At 42.6% G+C, this 20,562-nt stretch carries 14 protein-coding genes and 1 other RNA gene; 14 read left to right on the top strand and 1 reads right to left on the bottom strand.

Going from position 1 to position 20,562, the window contains the following annotated elements:
* Positions 1-81 precede the first annotated feature (81 nt).
* From dinG to EGC80_RS12765, 6 genes are all read left to right on the top strand, one after another.
* Positions 82-2,157 carry an ATP-dependent DNA helicase DinG gene (gene dinG, locus EGC80_RS12790; RefSeq protein ID WP_101034627.1) on the top strand — a complete coding sequence of 692 codons (2,076 nt, stop codon included), beginning with the start codon at positions 82-84 and terminating at the stop codon, positions 2,155-2,157.
* An 8-nt stretch (positions 2,158-2,165) separates the two neighbouring features.
* A complete protein-coding gene (locus EGC80_RS12785) occupies positions 2,166-2,939 on the top strand; it encodes a TSUP family transporter (RefSeq protein WP_124013399.1) in 774 nt (257 codons plus the stop codon).
* Positions 2,936-3,598 (top strand): primosomal replication protein, encoded by a 663-nt coding sequence (locus EGC80_RS12780; RefSeq protein WP_101030287.1) that lies wholly within the window; start codon positions 2,936-2,938, stop codon positions 3,596-3,598. Before EGC80_RS12785 ends, EGC80_RS12780 begins: the two co-directional genes overlap by 4 nt.
* Positions 3,599-3,607: 9 nt before the next feature.
* Positions 3,608-4,306 carry a DUF2057 domain-containing protein gene (locus EGC80_RS12775; RefSeq protein WP_124013400.1) on the top strand — a complete coding sequence of 233 codons (699 nt, stop codon included), beginning with the start codon at positions 3,608-3,610 and terminating at the stop codon, positions 4,304-4,306.
* A gap of 2 nt (positions 4,307-4,308) precedes the next feature.
* Positions 4,309-5,217, top strand: a complete 909-nt coding sequence (locus EGC80_RS12770; protein WP_164839465.1) for a histone deacetylase family protein — start codon at positions 4,309-4,311, stop codon at positions 5,215-5,217.
* Positions 5,218-5,326: 109 nt separating this feature from the next.
* On the top strand, positions 5,327-5,632 hold the full coding sequence (locus tag EGC80_RS12765; RefSeq protein ID WP_124013402.1) for a late competence development ComFB family protein: 306 nt from the start codon (positions 5,327-5,329) through the stop codon (positions 5,630-5,632).
* Positions 5,633-5,859: 227 nt separating this feature from the next.
* Here EGC80_RS12765 and ffs read toward each other — a convergent pair.
* Positions 5,860-5,957, bottom strand: an RNA gene (gene ffs, locus EGC80_RS12760) — signal recognition particle sRNA small type.
* 602 nt (positions 5,958-6,559) lie between these two features.
* On the opposite strand from ffs, the gene EGC80_RS12755 reads away from it, so the two are divergent.
* From EGC80_RS12755 to panP, 8 genes are all read left to right on the top strand, one after another.
* On the top strand, positions 6,560-8,734 hold the full coding sequence (locus EGC80_RS12755) for an OmcA/MtrC family decaheme c-type cytochrome (RefSeq protein WP_124013403.1): 2,175 nt from the start codon (positions 6,560-6,562) through the stop codon (positions 8,732-8,734).
* Between the two features lie 287 nt (positions 8,735-9,021).
* Entirely contained in the window at positions 9,022-10,986 is a 1,965-nt protein-coding gene (locus EGC80_RS12750) for an OmcA/MtrC family decaheme c-type cytochrome (protein ID WP_124013404.1), read from the top strand.
* A 96-nt stretch (positions 10,987-11,082) separates the two neighbouring features.
* Complete coding sequence (locus EGC80_RS12745; protein ID WP_124013405.1) at positions 11,083-12,069, top strand: DmsE family decaheme c-type cytochrome; 987 nt, start codon at positions 11,083-11,085, stop codon at positions 12,067-12,069.
* A 12-nt stretch (positions 12,070-12,081) separates the two neighbouring features.
* Positions 12,082-14,169, top strand: a complete 2,088-nt coding sequence (locus EGC80_RS12740) for an MtrB/PioB family decaheme-associated outer membrane protein (RefSeq protein WP_124013406.1) — start codon at positions 12,082-12,084, stop codon at positions 14,167-14,169.
* A 363-nt stretch (positions 14,170-14,532) separates the two neighbouring features.
* Entirely contained in the window at positions 14,533-15,690 is a 1,158-nt protein-coding gene (locus EGC80_RS12735; RefSeq protein WP_124013407.1) for a sugar diacid recognition domain-containing protein, read from the top strand.
* Positions 15,691-15,820: 130 nt separating this feature from the next.
* Positions 15,821-17,179 carry a GntP family permease gene (locus EGC80_RS12730; protein ID WP_101030278.1) on the top strand — a complete coding sequence of 453 codons (1,359 nt, stop codon included), beginning with the start codon at positions 15,821-15,823 and terminating at the stop codon, positions 17,177-17,179.
* A 20-nt stretch (positions 17,180-17,199) separates the two neighbouring features.
* Positions 17,200-18,369, top strand: coding sequence for a glycerate kinase family protein (locus EGC80_RS12725; protein ID WP_124013408.1), 1,170 nt, complete (start codon positions 17,200-17,202; stop codon positions 18,367-18,369).
* Positions 18,370-18,730: 361 nt separating this feature from the next.
* Positions 18,731-20,371, top strand: coding sequence for a pyridoxal-dependent aspartate 1-decarboxylase PanP (panP, locus tag EGC80_RS12720; protein ID WP_101030276.1), 1,641 nt, complete (start codon positions 18,731-18,733; stop codon positions 20,369-20,371).
* Positions 20,372-20,562: the final 191 nt, after the last annotated feature.

The following is a 20,562-nucleotide window of genomic DNA, read 5'->3' as shown; positions in this document are numbered from 1 at the left end:
TTTGATTTATTACTTCGTGGCATGCTAATTCACTGTTATTATGTACAGCATAATTCAGTCTATGTAGAAATCATACTTCCTATGCTAGCGGATAATATAAAAAGTCAAATTCGCACCATTTATAAAGAAATTGCCGCATCTATGCCGCAATTTCGTTCTCGTCGCGAACAAAACTATATGGTAGCGGAAATATCTAAAACTTTAGCAGGTGAGTATGACAAAGACCGTCGTATTATTGTGGTTGAGGCGGGTACGGGTATTGGTAAATCCTTGTCCTATATATTAGGCACGATACCTTTAGCTATCGCCAGTAAAAAGAAAGTCTGCATTGCCAGTGCAACCGTAGCACTTCAAGAACAATTACTTCATAAGGATCTGCCTTATTTTTTACAACAATCAGGTATTGAGTTTAAGTTTGGTTTAGTCAAAGGTCGTCAACGCTATGTGTGTTTAGCCAAACTTGAAGCCATGATTGGTGCACAAGACAGCTCACAAATAGCCATGTGGCAAACTAAACCCGATCAGAGTCAAATTAATGAATTACAAAAATTACATCAAGATTTTCATCAAAAACGCTGGAATGGCGAAATAGATACCTTAGAGCATCCTATTCCTGATTTTTTATGGCAACAAATTTGTTGTGATAAGCACAGTTGCCATCGTCAAGTGTCGGCTCACCATAATTGTCCGTTTCATAAAGCCCGTGAAGATGTCGACACTTGGGATGTATTAATTGTTAACCACAGCCTGCTATTTGCCGATTTAGAGCTCGGCGGTGGCGTCATTTTACCTGAACCAGAAGACATGTTTTATGTCATCGACGAAGCTCATCACCTGCCCCTTGTTGCCAGAGATTTCTCCAGTGCGCAAGCGACACTGCGGGGAGCATGCGATTGGTTAGATAAGGCATCAAAAACCTGTTCAAAATTACAAAATCAACTTAAAACCACCCATATTATCGCTCCAGTTCAAGCGATGCTCGATCACGCCACAGAATTAACCAATTTACTGACCCAAGTTGCTCATTATTGTGATACTCAACCCCAGCTATTTGCCAATCCTGAATCTAGGCTTCGTTTTGAACACGGTAAGTTACCGCAATCATTATTAATACAGGCAGAAAATCTTGCGACGGCATCCGGCGCCGCGGTAAAGCAATTTAATAAAGTGGTCTCAGTCTTAAATGAAGCCATCAAAGATGGTGAGGTGCCTAAACATCAGTCGGAAGGGTTATTGTCTGAAACCGGCTTCATCTTACAAAGGCTAGATAACTTACATAAGCTATGGAAGATGATGGCCAAAGAAGACAGCAAAAAAGGCGCGCCTATGGCACGTTGGGCGGAGTTAATTACCGGCAAACAACAAGATTATTTATTTTGTTCATCACCCATAGAAGTCGGCTTTATGCTTGAATCCATGTTATGGCAAAAGGCTGCTGGAGTGGTATTGTGCAGTGCCACGCTGCGGGCGTTAAATAGCTTCAACCATTTTGCCCACCAAGTCGGATTATCAATCAACGATGGCAGTCGCTTTTTAGCCTTACTATCGCCTTTTGACTATGAGAATAATGCAACCTTATTCATTCCTCAAATGGTTAATGAACCTACCAACGATAATTACACCGCCGAACTGGCACAACATATTGTGACATTAATCGATGGTGAAATGGCCACCTTAGTGCTGTTTGCATCATATTGGCAAATGGACAAAGTGGTTGAATTCGTCGAAGGTAAAATCCCTAAGGACCAGCTTTTTGTTCAAGGTGCAATCCCGCGCCAGCAAATATTAACGCAACACAAAAAACGTTGTGATGAGGGGCTACCCAGTGTTATTTTCGGCACCGGCAGTTTTTCTGAGGGCCTTGATTTACCGGGAGACTATTTAACAAACTTGATCATCACCAAGCTCCCGTTTGCGGTTCCTACATCACCGGTAGAACAAGCTCACGCCGAATATGTAAAAGTAAAAGGCGGTAACCCATTTTTACAGCTGACAATTCCCGATGCTTCACGTAAATTAGTCCAAAGTTGTGGCCGACTGTTACGAAATGAGCAAGATTATGGCCGAGTGACCATTTTAGACCGTCGTTTGGTCACTAAACGTTATGGCAAATCATTAATTGATGCCCTTCCTCCTTTTAGACGTGTTATCGAATAGGTATTGAGTTGGATTTATTATTAGACCCTAGCCATTGGGCTGTATTAGCGGTCATCGGTATTATTGCTGGTTTTATTGACGCCATAGTTGGCGGTGGTGGGCTTCTTTCTATTCCGGCATTGCTGACCGTCGGTATTCCACCACATTTAGCCTTAGGGACCAATAAACTTGCTGCTTGTTTTGGCTCTCTTACCTCAAGTTACACCTTTTATAAACAACATTTATTTACTCCTGCATTATGGAAAGCGTGCTTTTTTGCCACACTGATAGGATCTATTGCAGGTTGTGGTTTAGTGTTTCTTATTGATGCTAAATGGTTAGAGAAAATATTGCCATTGCTGATTATTAGTATCGCGATTTACACCTTATTGAACCCCAAAGCCATGGGCGAAAAAAATATAACTGTCCCCAAATCTCGCTCGCCAAAGTACAAACAGATTAGCCAAGGTTTTATTTTGGGTGGATACGATGGTTTTGCAGGACCTGGTATTGGTGCCTTTTGGACGGTAACGTCTATCTCACTGCATAAGCTCCCTCTACTTCACAGTTGTGGCTTAGCGCGAGTGATGACAGCAGTGAGTAACATTACAGCATTAATTATCTTTGCCTCGGTGGGGCAAGTGCAATGGATGCTTGGCTTGTGGATGGGTGTATGCATGATGGCGGGGTCATTTATCGGCGCAAGAAGCGCGATTCGATTCGGAATACCTTTTATTAAACCAATATTTATTATTATGGTATTGTCGATAGCAGTCCATCTTACGTGGAGTGCATGGGTATGAACACCCAACAATTAGTCTCAATGTTAAAACAGCAGCTCGTGCAGCTTGAACAAGATGCCTTAATTCATGACCAAAATTTGGCACCTTCTCAACGTCAATCATTAAAAGATATTGAACGTTTTAACAGTCAGTTATTTGCCCAACAAGGTGCTCAACTAAGCCCTTGCATTACACAATTACGTAAAGATATCAAACAACTCGAAAAGCAACTTTTCCTTAAATTGGGTAGCAATGTTATCCAACTCAGTTGCGATCGGATTCAAGACCGATTTAGTGCGTTACGCAGAGCCTTGCTTACCACTGACATCAATCTTAAATCCGAACAACAGCGTAAAGCCAGTAATCGGGCTCGATATGCTAAAAAACAACAACAAACAATACAAGACAGTGGCTTTGGTTGGATCGCCAGTAATGTGATGCAAAACAGCCATCAACTCTATGCAGAACTCAATAAACATTTAAATTGGGCAAAAAAAATAGAGCAAAAAATACAACAATTGGAAGCAAATCTTGAATTCTGTCATAGTGATGACAAGATAAAATTGCAAAATGATATCCTATCAACGCATCGTCGTTTAGGAAAATGTAAACAAGCAACCAGTTATATAGAAGAGCGTATTCAACTTTTTGAACGACCTCGACAAATTCACCCACGTTAAGGAGAAACAATGAAATCTTTATTTACCACTAGTGCGCTTTTGGCATTGTTATCGTCATCATCTGTTCTAGCCGCTAATTTGACTATTCCCATGTCTTTTGAGTATCTAGCGCTTGATGGTACAGAGGTTGAAACCAGTATGTTCAACCACCAATCAGATTTAGCGTTAACCAATGGCACCCATAAAATTGCTATTCGTTATTATGATGTGGTTGATGATTCCTTTAGTGATAGCCAAACCTTTGTAAAATCAACGCCTTTAATTTTAACGTTAATGGTGGATGGCGATCATCAATACCAGTTGCAGGCTGCTGAAGGCAAGGTGATCAAAAATCCAAAAGCGTTCGCAAAAAAACCACAAATTAGCATTACTCGTCAAGACAATGGGTCGGTTACTTACAGTGTCAAACAGACCGATTTTACTGACGAATCATTTATGACGAGTCTGTTTCAAAGTAAAAAACAACATGATATTGAAACCTTATCGGCTTCAGCAACGAGTAACGCTAGCCAATCGGTACAAACATTACCGGTAATCGCAGACGTTGCAACAGCGACGATGAGCGCCCCCGATGTCACTCCAGTACCGGCAGCAACGGCTCAGAAACCGAGTCCGGCAAAAGCCGAACAAATGCTGCAGTATTGGTGGTTACAAGCCGATGATAAAACGCGGAAAGAATTTATGGGCTGGGCAATCAAACAACTCTAATCTTGATGTCTATCCCTTTTGTATATCACGCCAGCTATTCACAGCTGGCGTTGCCTAGTACCCATCGTTTTCCAACGACCAAATATCATAATTTATACCAGCATGCGCTCAAACATCACTTGTTGATTGAGCAATGTCGTCATACTCCGATGCCAATGACCAAAGAGGCCCTTTTTCGCGTACATTGCCCGCAGTATGTAGAACAATTTATCAATGGCACCTTAGATCACAAAGCCCAAAGGCGCATTGGTTTCCCGTGGAGTACAGCATTAGTCACCCGTACTTTACACGCGGTAAATGGTACCCGTTTGTGTACCGACTTAGCGCTTGAACATGGAATAGCAATTCATTTAACCGGTGGTTATCATCATGCTCACTATAATTATGGTAGTGGCTTTTGCATTTTCAATGACTTGGTTATCGCAGCTAGATTAGCCATTGACTCAGGAAAAATAGATAAAGTACTCATTTTTGATTGCGATGTTCATCAAGGCGATGGAACGGCGACCCTCACTCAAGGCTGCCCAGACATCATTAGTTGCTCGATCCACTGTGCTCAAAATTTCCCGTCCCGAAAACAGCAATCTGACCACGATATCGATCTCGATAAAGGCTGTACCGATAAACGCTATCTTGAACACATTCAACAAATATTACCTTACTTGATCCGTCTCCATCAGCCAGATCTGATCATCTATGATGCGGGAGTCGATATCCATCAACATGATGACCTCGGATATTTTGCTATTTCAAACCAAGGTATTCTCGCTCGAGATAAACAGGTAATATCAATAGCAAAAATGCATAACATCCCTCTTGCAGCGGTCATAGGGGGAGGCTATAGTCGTAATGAGGCAGAATTAACTCATCGCCATAGCCAATTATTAATTGCTGCAAATGAATCATGGTGACGACTGCATTAAGCCGTGCCAATCAAAAAATGCACCACAGAGTTAACCTCAATACTCTCGACATTAACACTCATGTCGATACATCAAACCGTCTCAATGGAGCGTAATAATGCAATTAGAGATCCGAAACTATTATGAAGTTCTATTAATGGAAATACTCAGAGATGAAGGCTTAATGGAAGAATTGCCAGAAGAGTACTTGGCAGACTTATGCTGTGTCACATTGAATCAATTACCCGTTAGGTACATTCGCCATTTAGTTGATACGTATTTCTTCGAAAATTATCAAGAACTACAGCAGATGAAAACCGAAATAAGTGAAGCACTCGAACGGTCAAGGCAATTCCTCAAAATGAATTTGCAAAAACGTTTAAAAGAAGAAGCCGCAGCACTCGCGGGCGAACAGCCACAATAATCTAACATGTATTAATCGATGTAGAACTGAGCATTAATCATAAAATAATCAATACTTAATAACTATAATTATTCGTTAGACCCAATATGGGCATCATTCGTTTAATCAAAGGATTTATAAATAGCAGATTACGAGTATTAACGTTTGAACGATTTGGTGATTTGGTGATTTGGTGATTTGGTGATTTGGTGATTTGGTGAAAAATGACACGGGGAGTATTGGAGGCTCCCCTAGAGCCGACACCCCGGCACACGAGTCACTTGCTGCGGTTGCTCCCTTCCAGGTCTGGCCGAGTTCACAAGTTATCGTTGCGGGGGGACCCTAGGGTCACCATTGACTTCTGGATCATAAAATATAAAGCTTATGTCTCAGAACGGGGAGATTATCCCCTAACCTATTGGCTTGATCAAGCCTTTATCTTAATTAGTTCTCAATCCTCCACCTAACTGCACAATACTTAACCTCAACCAGAGATAATAGCGGAGGTAAATAGGTAAAGGACAAAATATTTTATATCAAACTTGCCTGATTGTTTGCTAATAGAGCGAATTAACACATCAATAGCCGGTATTTTACAGTTGAATGTCAGGGCGTTAGCAGGACAATGTTTTTTGATAATCATTTTTTGATAATGGTTTTTCATTCCTATCTGCGGTTACTTAGCCAAAACGAACACCCAATAACTTATACACAAGTGAGTCAACCGCGCACATTAGGATTTTAGGCATGATGTCACTTTGTGTCTCAATACCGACTTAATTCTTATCAAGCCACGTTACTCACAAAGGAATAGTCAGATCTTAGTCACAACTCTACACATAATTCAATGAGTAAGTAGTTAAGGTTAGCTAACATAAGATTGAAATAAAATCCGCACACATCTATCTGATAGTGACATGCGAGATAACAAAAAAATGCAGGGAATACATGATGAAGACAAGAATAGTTAGTCCCGCTGCAAAAGCGGTATTGAGTGCAGGGCTTATAGCTTTAGCGCTATCGGGTTGTGGAGGCAGTGATGGTAACAATGGCGAAGATGGTCCAGATGGTATTATCGGTGTCAATATTGATGCAACATCAACGTTAGACGCTACATTTACCGACGCCACTGTCGTCGATGGAAAAGTCAATGTTGCCTTTACCATTAGAAATGCCAATGGGGTTGCGGTATTAGGGTTAACAAAAGATCACGATCTTCGTTTTGGCATGGCTCAATTAACTCCTGTACAGGAAATGGTCGGTGCTGATGGTGCTAAGGTTGAAGTCGACCGCGGCTATCAATGGCAGTCTTATATCAATACAACAAAGCAAGCTAATGCCAGTTGGATCCCTGATGGTGAAACCAATATTTCCCCATCGGATCAATATCAGGCTGAGGTTGAGGCAGCATCAAAATGTGCTGACTGTTTAGTCGATAATCAAGATGGCTCTTACTCATACACTTTTCAAACTAATATTGCTCAAGTAACTGAGCCAATTAGTATTACTTACCAAGCTGATGACACTCAACGTATTACCTTAGAATTAAAGCAGCCATTAATCACTGCAAATGCCCATTACGACTTTCAACCTTCAAGCGGCTTAACCGAAGGTATTACGTCACGTGATGTGGTATCGATTGAAGCTTGTTATACATGCCATCAACCAGAAAGCTTAGCATTACATGGCGGTCGTCGAATCGATCTTGAAAACTGTGCTTCTTGTCATACGGCAACATCGGGCGATCCTGAAACCGGTAACAGTGTCGATTTCACCTATATGATCCATGCCATTCATAAGGGCCAAGATCGCGTAACCAGTACTGCCGATGGCGATGTAGCAGCACCATACAAAGTGATTGGTTATGGCGGCGGATTACACAATTACGGTAACGTGATGTACCCGCAAAAACCCGCTGCGGATTGCAGTGCATGTCACGTAGAGGGCGCAAACGCTCCCAAAGATGCCGCGCTGTTTAATGCCAATAAAAGTGATACCGCTTGTATTGCATGCCACACAGAGTTAGCGACTCAGCACCATGTTGGTGCCGGCACAAATTGTACTTCATGCCATGTTGAAGAAGGCTATGGTCGCAGTGCAAAAGAAGCTCATGGCGATGTCATGAAAGCTTATAACGAAACCCAAACCATGAAAGTGGTCTTTAGCGATATTACTGTGACTGCTGACAACAAGTTCAGCACTAACGTCAGCTTTACTGACGCAAGTGGCCAGGTCATCCCGGCTGAGTTTATCGACCAAAGCGGCCGAGTGGTGATGGCGTGGGACAGTGACAAAAACTATCCTGCTTATAGCGATGCCAGTTACGATGATCGTCGTCTTAGGTTGAGTCAAGGTACCGCCAACACAGACAATAGCTGGACCCTGGTTTGGGATAGTGTCTCCTTACCAACCGATTACGTCGGCAAAACCTTTGAACTATGGTCTGCGGTTAAAGCCTGTTATAACCATGGTGGTTACGGTAGACCTGAAGTGAAATTGACCGCGTGCAGTACTGATGATGTCCAAACAGTGGAAATCAAAAGTAGCCCATATCATTTTGTCATGGCAGCAAGCGCTGTAGATGATAGTCAGGCCATAGCCTCGCGTCGAAATATTATCAACACTGCAAGCTGTCAAGGTTGCCATAACCAAGAAGTGTATCACTATGACAATGGTGTCAATTGCCAAACCTGTCATACCGCTGATAAGATTCTTAGGAGTGATGACACTTACCCTGGTGGCAAAAAATCAACCAGTTTTGCCTTTAAAGCGCACGAAGCTGAAGGCCATTACCTCAAGTATGCTGGGGTTAAGTCTGGCACTGTGTTAAAAAGCGACTGTAAAACCTGCCATACTGCAGATGGGATCGAACTTGGTAGAGCCACTGACAGAGTGTGGCGATATGGCGACCTCGAAACGGGTGCCGATATTTGGGTGTCATCAGATACTGGAGCGTGCTTAAGTTGTCACCAAAAGTATCTTACTGACGCCGCCGAGTCTCATATTGAGATAAATGGCGGTATTATTGATGGGATCAGTGAAGGCGATGTTCATAATCGTGCATCTGAAATATGCTCAACCTGTCATACAGTAGATCGCGTCACTAAAACACACGGTTTTTAACCCTAAAATGTAAATAGAATTATCGTTTTATGTTCCAAAGACCTTAGTGTATGACTAAGGTCTTTTTTTTTGTACCAACAATAATCCTCAATAAACTCCGTATTTTATATACCTCTTTATTAATAGGCTGATCGCCATCACACAATTACGTTCGCTTTAAAGACGAGTAGCGGTTTGTAACGTAATCTTAGTGTTGGGAAAATTAATTCCAACGTCAACTTAACTGAATAAGATAATTGCAGAACATACTGCCAGTAAGTTAGACGGATGACCTTTGCAGGGAAAACATGATGAATAAAAAATACACAAAAATGGCATTATTACTTGCTATGTCAGCATCAATGACAATGGTAGGTTGTGGCGGAGGCGATGATGGTGAAGCAGGTAATCCAGGCAACCCTAGTGGCGAGCCGGCTGCAGCGATTAACACGCTGAACTTAGATATTACCAAAGTCACTTATCAAGACGGCAAACCGACGATTGAAGTCTTTGCGACAAATGAACAAGACCTCCCAGTAGCTGGCCTTAAAGACTTTGAAGTTAAAAAAGTCGTTCAGCTCATTCCTGTTGGCGCAAGTGGCGCGGGTAATTCAGCCCAATGGCAATTTATTGGTTCAGAAAAAACCTTTACCGATCATGGTAATGGAAATTATAGCTTTAATGTCAATGTTGAAGGCTTTAATCCAGAGCTGACACAGCGCTATAACATCATTGCAAGTGCATCCACCTTGCAAGATGGCGTTACCGGTGTGCCGCGCACTGAAATCAGCGAAGATTTTGACGGTGAAGGCTTCGAAGCTAAATACACCAAAAACATTGTTAGCGGAGCCACTTGTAATACCTGCCATGCAAAGGGTGAAAGCATTTATCATAGCTACACTGATTTAGAAACCTGTACATCATGCCATACCAACGAACTGGCCATTGAAAAAGACAAGGTTCAAGATGAGTTTAGTCATTTGATCCATAATGTTCACAACAATGCCAAAATGTATGGTCGCAACATGGACAAGAGTGCTGAAACAGCACATGCCATAGTGCAAGATAATTGCACCACTTGTCATGTCGACTCTGAACAACTTAGCGAATCAAGTAACTGGACTCGCATTCCTACCATGGAAACCTGTTCAAGTTGTCATACCGATATTGACTTTAAAACCGGTCAAGGTCACTCACAACAAGTTGATAATTCAAATTGTGTTGCGTGCCATAATGCTAACTGGACAGAAGAGTTACACACTACGGCTTATACTCAGAAAAAAGCATTCATCGATTTATATGGCATGACAGCCACATTGACTGCTAATAAAACCAGCCCTGATGACAAATCAGCAACCTTATCGGTAACCATTTTAGATGCCAACGGTACGGCCATTGACGCCTCAAGCTTAGTCAGTAAAATTCAACGTCTTGAAACAAACACTAACGTTGGGCCTAACTTCCCAATTATGGGATATAAAGCTAGCCCAGGTAGTGGCTTAGCCAAAATCAGTAAAGACTTTATCACAGCGGGTCTGTTACAAACTGATGTAGTGATTGAATCAGGTAACTTGGTCTATAACATTGCATCACTGCCATTTGGCGCAGGCGACACAGATACCGCCTTTAGCTTTATTGGTCTTGAAATGTGTAACGACGGTATCCAAGCCATCGATTGCGCTGACGGCGTAGCGACCACCAGCATGAAAGCTGAGCTCACAGTAGGTACTTTCTCTGGCAACGCACCGAGCTATCGTCACATTGACTCGGTCAATTTTGGCTCGTGTGATAATTGTCATGGCGACACCTTTGAGTTGCATAAAGGTCACCATGCAGGCTTTGTGATGACCGAACAATTAGCTCGCGAGCTTAATGGCGAAGTCACTGTCGGTTTGGATGCTTGTGTGGTTTGTCACACACCTGACGGCACTTATGCTTCCGGTGCTAATCAAGGTGCGATTGAAATGAAATTGCACAGTGTTCATGGCGAGCAAGGCATTATCAAAGACTGTACCCAGTGTCACAATGACTTTAACCTTGATGCATTCAGAGTTAAAGGTGCACTAGCCACATCTGCAGGCCTTTATACCACCCCTATCACGGCGACATGTGCCTCATGTCATGGCTTTGACGAGATTAAACAACATGTTGAGCTCCAAGGTGGCGCAATTGTTAATGGTAGCTATCAAGAAGCCAATGATGCTGCGCAGTTAGAAACCTGTTTCTACTGCCATGCACCCACCATTGAAAACCACACACAAGTGAAACTTTAATTTGTTCATTGAGAGAGAAGCAGGGCTTCTCTCTCATGTTATGACTTATGTTATTAACCAATGACCATTTAAATGGACAAATTAGGAAGTCTACTTATGAAGACCACACATCAAATTAATACAATATTTTTAGCCCTACTCTGCCTCACCGCGTCGCTGTTGGTGTCGAATCCTGTACAGGCAGCAAAATGGGATGCCAACATGACGCCGGCCGAAGTTGAAGCCACGTTAGATAAAAAATTCGCCGAAGGAAAATACTCAACTAAAGGCGCTGACACTTGCTTAATGTGTCATAAAAGATCAGAAAAAGTCATGGCCATCTTTAAGGGTGCGCACGGCTCAATTGACTCTTCAAAAAGTCCAATGGCAGGATTACAGTGCGAAGCTTGTCACGGTCCATTAGGATCACATAATCGGGGTGGTAAAGAGCCTATGATTACGTTTGGCCCAACGTCTACACTCGCCGCAGATAAGCAAAACAGTGTGTGCATGAGTTGTCACCTCGACGACGAACGTGTTGCATGGGACAGTAGCCATCACGCCAATGCTGATGTGGCATGTGCATCTTGTCATAGCGTGCACGCTGAACACGACCCTATATTGTCAAAGCAAACTGAAGTGGAAGTGTGTACCAGTTGTCACACCAGACAAAAAGCCGACATGAATAAGCGTTCAAGTCATCCAATGAAATGGAATCAAATGACCTGTAGCGACTGTCATAACGCCCATGGCAGTATGAGTGACGCAGACCTTGTTCAACCCACGGTGAATGAAACCTGTTATTCATGTCACGCAGAGAAACGCGGCCCAAAGCTGTGGGAGCATGCACCCGTCACCGAAAATTGCGTCAATTGCCATAATCCTCACGGTTCGGTAAACGACGCCATGCTCAAAACTCGCGCGCCACAACTGTGCCAGCAATGTCATGCGAGTGACAATCATACAAGCAATGCTTATCTAGGCAACACCGACATGGGCTCAACGGTAAATGGTAATGCCTTTACTGGCGGGCGTAGCTGCTTGAATTGTCACAGCCAAGTACATGGTTCAAACCATCCGTCTGGTAAGTTACTGCAGCGCTAAGGAGCTAATATTATGAACACTAAATTAAACATCATCACCTTAGCGTTACTCACTAGCACCAGCTTTAGCCTTATGGCTGATGGTTATGGCCTAGCAAATGCTAAAACCGACAATATTAAATATGATGCTTGGAATTGTAAGGCTTGTGCTGTCGAAACAGGTACCACAGGAACTGTCGGTGTTGGTATTGGTTACAACAGTGAAGACGATATTCAATCAGCCAATGCATTTAATAGCAGCAATCAAACCGCGGGTAAAGTTGATGCCGATATAAAGTATCAAGGTGACAATGGCTACCAAGCAAAAGTTGTCGCAAATAACATGGGCATGGACAACGGTCGAATGGAGATTGATGCCGGTAAACTTGGATTATATCGCCTCAATCTAGGCTATCGATCCATTGCAACTTATCAAAGCAACAATGCATTGAGCCCTTATCAAAATATCGGCAGCGATAACCTGACACTAGCGGGTGATTGGGTAACCGCGGGTGCAAGTTCAGACATGCCAATGTTATATAACAGTTTAACCCCATTTGAACTGTCACTAAAACGTGAACTGGCTAGTCTAGGCTTTGAATATCAAACCGAATCATTATTCACGACCTACGTCAATTTTCAGCGCGAAGAGAAAACTGGAACCAAAATTGCTTCAGGCAGTTTCTTCAATCAATCTATGATGCTGGCAGAGCCGGTTGATTACACCACAGACATCTTAAACGCCGGGATTAAACTGCGCGGTGATAATTGGTTTACCAGCTTAAACTACAGTGGTTCTGTGTTTAGTAATAACCACCAACAGCTTGGCTTTGACAGTGCCTTTAATCCCACTTTTGGGGCTCAAACCCGAGGTTACATTGCACTCGACCCCGATAACGAAGCCCATACTATTTCACTAATGGGCCAATATAACGATTCCATCACTAGCTTGAGTGGTCGCTTACGCTTAGGCCAAATGACCCAAGATCAGCAATTAACCAGCTTAGGTTATAGCTATTCATTACCAGCTGACAGTATTGATGCCAAAGTCGACATCGCCGGCATGACATTGAAAGCGGTAACCAAACTGAGTCGTGCATGGCGTCTGACTGGCAGTTATGATTATAACGACAGAGAAAACAATACCCAAATTGAGCAATGGACCCAAATTAGTATTAACGATGTAACCGGCAAAGTGGTGTACAACACCCCTTATGATCACACTTCCCATCGAGCCAAATTATCAACCGACTATCGTATTAGTCATGATATTAAGCTTGATGCAGGTTATGACTTCAGACGAGACGAGCGCAGTAATCAAGGCAGAGAAACCACTGACGACAATAACGTTTGGGCGCGTTTACGCCTTAATAGTTTTGATATGTGGGATATGTGGCTTAAAGGTAGTTTCAGCAAAAGAGATGGTTCTGAATATCTAGCATCTGAATCGTCATCGGCAGAGCAAAATCCACTGCTACGCCGCTATTACATTGCCGACCGCGACCGCACCCAAGTTGAAGCACGCATCAACCACACACCTATGGATAACTTGAACATAGATTTTGGTGTACGCTACGCGTTTGATGACTATACCGACACTCAAATTGGCTTAACTGAATCAAAAGACACTAACTACGATATTAATATTAACTACATGATTAATAATGATATTAATATAAATACATTTTATAACCATCAAATCATAAAATCAGCTCAATCTGGTAGTGCTAATGTTAGTATCGCCACTTGGCAAGCCGATATTGAAGACACGGTCGATGTCGTTGGTGCTGGCTTAAGTTACAATAATTTAATGGATAGTCGTTTACGCCTAGGATTAGATTATACCTACTCTGACTCAGACAGTACTACCCAAGTCAGACAAGGTGTTAGTGGTGACTACGGTGACTATTTTGCCAAAGTACATAACATTAATGTCTATGCACAATATCAAGCGACAGACAAAATGTCCTTACGCATAGACTACAAAATGGAAAAGTACCTTGATAATGACGATGCCAATGATATCGAACCTGATACCATTTGGAACGTGATGAGTTTAGGCAACTTACAGCATGATTATACTGCACACATGATTATGCTTAACGTCCGTTATACTCTGTAAGTGAAATAACCGTCCTATAACGGGTTCACTCACACTGCACATTACGCCAACCTTATCCAGGTTGGCGTTTTTATATCACTTCAGATAATCCATGGATGGGAAAATGTTCGCGAATACTTGATTGAATAAAAACTTGCCACCAGGCCTTTGCTAACATTGCATTAACAAGGTGCATGGCTTGAGATTGAGTTTGGGCAAACTAATGTTTATCTTTCTTGTTCTTCATCTCTATTACCTCGTCTTTATCTCACAAGATGCGCCCTTCTTTTTACTTTTTGAACACATTTGTGGGTCAACAGCCTCCCAATACCTGACCAACATCAGGTATCATTCAGTACTGATATTTATTGCTTAGAGAACTTCATGTTTCAGATTGATACCCAAATTGCGGCTAAAATTGTCAACCGGACCATGAAAATTATTGGCCATAATATCAATGTTATGAATGCTCAAGCCGTTATATTGGGATCGGGCGAAGTCGATCGAATTGGCACCGTACATGAGGGCGCATTATTGGCTATCAGCCAAAATCGCAACGTTGAGATCAGTCAAACTATTGCCTCAAATCTACAAGGGGTAAAACCTGGACTTAATTTACCATTGCATTATCAAGGTCAAGTTGTCGGCGTTATCGGTATTACGGGCGAACCAGGCACATTAAGTCATTATGGCGAGCTGCTTAAAATGACCGCTGAAATGATTGTCGAGCAAGCTAATTTGCAAGAACAACTACAATGGCAAAATCGTCAAAAAGAAGAGTTTATTTCACAGCTTATTCATGCCACCGAACAAGACTTACCTTCATTAAAGCAATGGGCATTACAATTAGGTATCGATTTGAGCTTACCTCGAGTGGCCGCTATCATCGAACTCGACAGTAATAACCCCATGTACCAACAAGATAATCAAGCGTTAAAACAAGTACTGTCTTTATTACAGCATCCTGTACGAGATAATTTAATTGCGATGACTTCGTTAACCCAATTAGTTATTTTAAAACCCGCGTTTTTAGACGGTAAACAATTTGACCCTGAACTTGAAAATCAACGCATCAACAAATTACTCAAACGCTTGCCAGCAAACATGCAATTGAGCCTACATATTTCATTGGGCCATTATTTCAATGGTGATTTAGGCATCAGTTACTCTTACCGCACCGCCAAAGAAACCATGGATATTGGCAAAAAATTACACCCAACAAAAAGTAAATATTTATACCAGGATTACAGCTTACAGGTGCTTTTATCAGGCTTACGTCAACACTGGCGAGGTAATGCGCTTGCCGGACCCTACCTGAAACTCATTGAAGTGGACAAGAATCAACAATTACAAAAAACACTCACCGCTTATCTTGAACATATGGGTGACATACAAACCTGTGCTAACAGTTTGTTTATACATCGAAATACATTACGTTATCGATTAGATAAAATTCAAACCATCACCAATATCGATTTACACAGTTTTAATGGATTACTGAGTCTCTATTTAGGTCAGCTCATCCATCAGCCCAACACTTAACTGTGCATTAGCACAAAAAATGTCTCTTATAATGCATTTATCAGTGCGGATGAATAAAGTAATTTATCGGTAATAGTCTACTATGATGGGTCACTAAACCATTCTAATAAAAATAAATAACGAGTATTCTATGGGACTAATATTGATCTTACTCGGCGTGATTGCGTTCATCGTCATCGCCACTTCTACATTCAAACTACACCCTTTTTTAACCCTTATTTTAGCGTCGTTTTTAACGGCGTTTGCCTATGGCTTACCCAGCAATGAAATAGCGAAAACCATCACTGGCGGTTTTGGTGGCATTTTAGGCTATATCGGATTAGTTATTGTATTAGGTACCATTATTGGTACTATTCTCGAAAAAAGCGGCGCGGCAATTACCATGGCAGATGTTGTCATTAAACTGTTTGGCCAGCGCTTTCCAACCCTAACCATGTCAATGATTGGTTATTTGGTGTCGATCCCGGTTTTCTGTGATTCTGGTTTTGTTATTTTAAATTCATTGAAACAATCGATGGCTAACCGGATGAAAGTGTCGCAAGTAGCCATGAGTGTCGCGCTAGCAACGGGATTATATGCCACTCACACCTTTGTGCCACCTACCCCGGGTCCTATCGCAGCGGCGGGCAATCTAGGGCTTGAGTCACAACTAGGACTGGTCATTGCTGTCGGTGTGTTTGTTGCTGCTATAGCCGCTTTTGCAGGTATGCTATGGGCTAACCGTTTTGCCAACGAACAACCTGACGGCGAAGGTGCTGAAGAACTTAATGCACAACTACCAGACTTTGACGATCTGAAGCAGACATACGGCGAATTACCCAGCCCCCTCAAAGCATTTGCGCCTATTTTTGTGCCTATTATTTTTATCTGTTTAGGAACAGTGGCTAACTTCCCTTCAAAACCGCTTGATGAACAGGGGTTATTTAATTTATTAGTCTTTTTAGGACAACCTGTTAACGCCTTAATGATTGGCTTATTTTTATCTTTACCTCTGCTAAAGAGTAACCAGAAAATCAAAGAATTTAGCGAACGTATTAGCCAAGGCTTAGTGGTATCCGCGCCTATTTTATTGATCACCGGTGCTGGCGGTGCATTTGGCGCAGTATTAAAAGCCACTGAAATTGGTGCTTTTTTAGGCAGCAGTTTATCGGCTTTGGGCGTCGGTATTTTTATGCCCTTTATCGTTGCTGCCGCACTCAAATCAGCGCAAGGTTCATCCACTGTCGCATTAGTTGCAACATCTGCATTAGTGGCACCATTATTAGGCGATATTGGTTTAGCCTCCGAAATGGGCCGCGTACTCACGGTAATGGCCATTGGTGCAGGCGCAATGACCGTATCTCATGCTAATGACAGTTTCTTCTGGGTTGTTACTCAGTTTAGTCATATGAGTGTCAAGCAAGCTTACCGAGCCCAAACAATGGCAACCTTGGTCCAAGGGATCACGGCGATGATCACTGTTTACCTGCTAAGCTTATTTTTACTGTAACTTACTAAATAGAGCCTTCTATGAAAATCGTTATTGCACCTGATTCATTTAAAGAAAGCTTAAGCGCGCTTGAAGTGGCCAATGCCATCGAACAAGGCTTTAAGCTTATCTTCCCTGATGCACAGTATTGTAAAGTGCCAATGGCCGATGGCGGTGAAGGCACGGTACAAGCTATGGTCGATGCCACACAAGGGCAAATTATTAACCTAACAGTAACAGGCCCTTTAGGATCACCTGTTAACGCATTTTATGGCGTGTTAGGACAACTTAACGAGACTGGAAACCAAACCGCTATTATCGAAATGGCCGCCGCCTCTGGTTTACACCATGTGCCGTTAAGCCAACGTAATCCGTTGTTGACCACCAGTTTTGGTACGGGTGAGTTAATTGCCGATGCATTAAACCGTGGGATTAGGCACATTATCCTTGGCCTTGGCGGCAGCGCGACTAATGATGCTGGCGCAGGAATGATGCAAGCCTTAGGCGTAAAACTAAGCGATATAGCTATGACGCCATTACCTTTTGGAGGCGCTGCGCTGACCACATTGCATCATGTAGATGTTCAATTGCTCCATCCTGCTATTAAGGATTGTGTTATCGAAGTCGCGTGTGATGTCGATAACCCGTTATGCGGACCTCGAGGTGCTAGTGCGATTTTTGGTCCTCAAAAAGGGGCGACAACAGAGATGATTGAGCAACTCGACCTAGCGCTAAGCCATTTTGCACACACCATAACCCAACAGCTGAGCCAATCCATTGATGCTCATTGTCGCTTACATCCAGGTGCCGGCGCCGCTGGAGGCATGGGGTTTGGCGTAATGACAATCTTAAACGCAACCTTAAAACCTGGGGTCGATATCGTCACTAAGAGCGTTAAACTGGCACAATATTGTCACAATGCCGACTTAGTCATTACGGGTGAAGGCCGCATTGACGGTCAAACAGTATTTGGTAAAACCCCAATGGGAGTATTGAATGTCGCTAAGCAACAAAATGTTCCCGTTATTGGTATTTCCGGATGTCTTGGCCCAAATGCAGATGCTATTTTAGCCCAAGGCATGCATGCTATTTTCCCGATCATCCCTGCGCTACAACCATTAGAACAAGTATTATCTGAAGCACAAGTTAATCTCACTAATACTGCCCGCAATATTGCTGCTATTTTATCGCTTTCATTTACTAAAAAGTAATCATATACGGCACAAATACCCACAGGTGTTTGTGCCGTATATGTAATGCTAACATGCTGTACCCTAGGGACTACTGACCATTTTGCGGCGGCTTTGCAAGGTATTAACGCAGCGTCACTAAAGGGGCACACATTACCTAGCGATTTAAACACGTATACCACGAACCGAATTCGACCACAAAAATTAAGACGCTGCGGGAATTTATTGAACTTAATCATCAGCAATAACACGATAAATACTTGAAGCGGAACCAGCCATACAGTAAAGTTAGCACCCTCATTTCATCCTGAAGGTGCGGCGTTAATCGTAAAGCATCAGTCAACGCTAACAGGATGGAGTTTTCATCATTACGGCAAGCAAAATGACTTCGAAAATCCCCCGTAAAGCAAGCGCTTCAGAAGACAGTTTACTGCGCATTTTTACCGCGCCTGAAGCTTCAACCTCGACGTTGAGCATTATTGAGCAGAAATTGTCACAAGACCTTGCTGGTTTTTTAGGCAACAGCATCGCCGCACTGGAAAAGCCTCTTTCAGAAATTGAAACCGATTTTAACGCTTATCAGATCCCCTCCGAGCCTAAATTTGTCTCTGATTATGCAGACGAAATCATGCAAAATTTAGTCGCGCATTCAGTCCATACCGCGGCGCCCAGTTTTATTGGTCATATGACCTCAGCATTACCTTATTTTGTGTTGCCGCTGTCGAAGATCATGGTGGGACTGAACCAAAATCTGGTTAAAATCGAGACATCAAAAGCTTTTACTCCGTTAGAGCGCCAAGTATTAGGCATGATGCATCATTTGGTGTATCAACAATCAGATGATTTTTATCATCAATGGATGCACAGCGCTAATCATTCGCTCGGGGCATTTTGCTCAGGGGGCACCGTTGCTAACATTACCGCACTGTGGATTGCCCGAAACCGCTTATTACAACCTAGCGGCGAATTTAAAGGCATTACTCGTGAAGGAATGACTAAAGCACTTCGCTTTTATGGCTATGATGACCTTGCCATTTTAGTGTCCGATCGGGGGCATTATTCTTTGGGTAAGAGCGCAGACTTATTAGGTATTGGCCGAGATAATATCATTAGCATCGCAACGGATGAACATCATAAGGTCGATGTTGTCGCGATGCGTGAGACCGCGGCTAAACTGGCACAGCAGAATATTAAAGTGATGGCTATTGTGGGCGTAGCCGGCACGACCGAAACCGGTAATGTGGATCCCTTAACAGAATTGGCCGCTTTGTCCCGCGAATTAAATTGTCACTTCCATGTTGATGCAGCATGGGGCGGCGCCAGTTTATTATCCAACAAATATCGTCACCTGCTTAACGGCATTGAGTTAGCAGACTCCGTCACTATCGACGCCCATAAACAAATGTACGTCCCTATGGGTGCGGGTATGGTGTTATTTAAAGACCCTGAACTGGCCAACGCCATTGTCCATCATGCTGAATATATCTTACGAGTAGGTTCAAAAGATTTAGGCAGTCATACGCTTGAAGGCTCACGTCCTGGTATGGCAATGCTAGTACATGCATGCCTACAGATTATTGGTAGAGATGGTTATGAGATCCTCATTAATAATAGCCTAGAAAAAGCCCGTTATTTTGCCTCAATCATCGACCGTCATGTCGATTTTGAGTTAGTCACGGCGCCTGAGTTATGTTTGCTGACCTATCGTTATGTTCCAAAATCAGTACAAGCAATACTGACAAAGGCAATATCGAACAATGACACCGAATTGGTGCTAAAAATTAACGAGCTACTGGATGGATTAACCCAATTTATTCAAAAGTATCAACGCGAACAAGGCAAATCATTTGTGTCACGGACGCGGATTAAACCGGCAAAATACTTCCGCCAACAAACGACAGTATTTAGAGTGGTACTGGCCAACCCGCTAACCAGCCATCAAATTTTACACGACGTATTGACGGAACAAGTCGAAATTGCAGCTTTAGACAGCGAATATTTACCGCAACTACTCGCCTTATAGACCGGGCTTATCTATATAGCGTCTATTTAACTTTATGTTTATCTGCTAAGAACATGATAAAGGTTAATGAACTAGCTCATATTTCGACAGAAATGAGTTAGTTCATTAACTTAATCCAGTCTAAAAAGATTAGAGAATGCCTTTATCACGGCTAACGCTATGCAGAATATTGCTCACAAACAACATAAGTG

This window comes from Shewanella psychromarinicola (assembly GCF_003855155.1).
GTDB classification, from domain to species: domain Bacteria; phylum Pseudomonadota; class Gammaproteobacteria; order Enterobacterales; family Shewanellaceae; genus Shewanella; species Shewanella psychromarinicola.
Note: the sequence above shows the minus strand (reverse complement) of the source record. Positions and strands in the feature narration are given on the sequence as shown.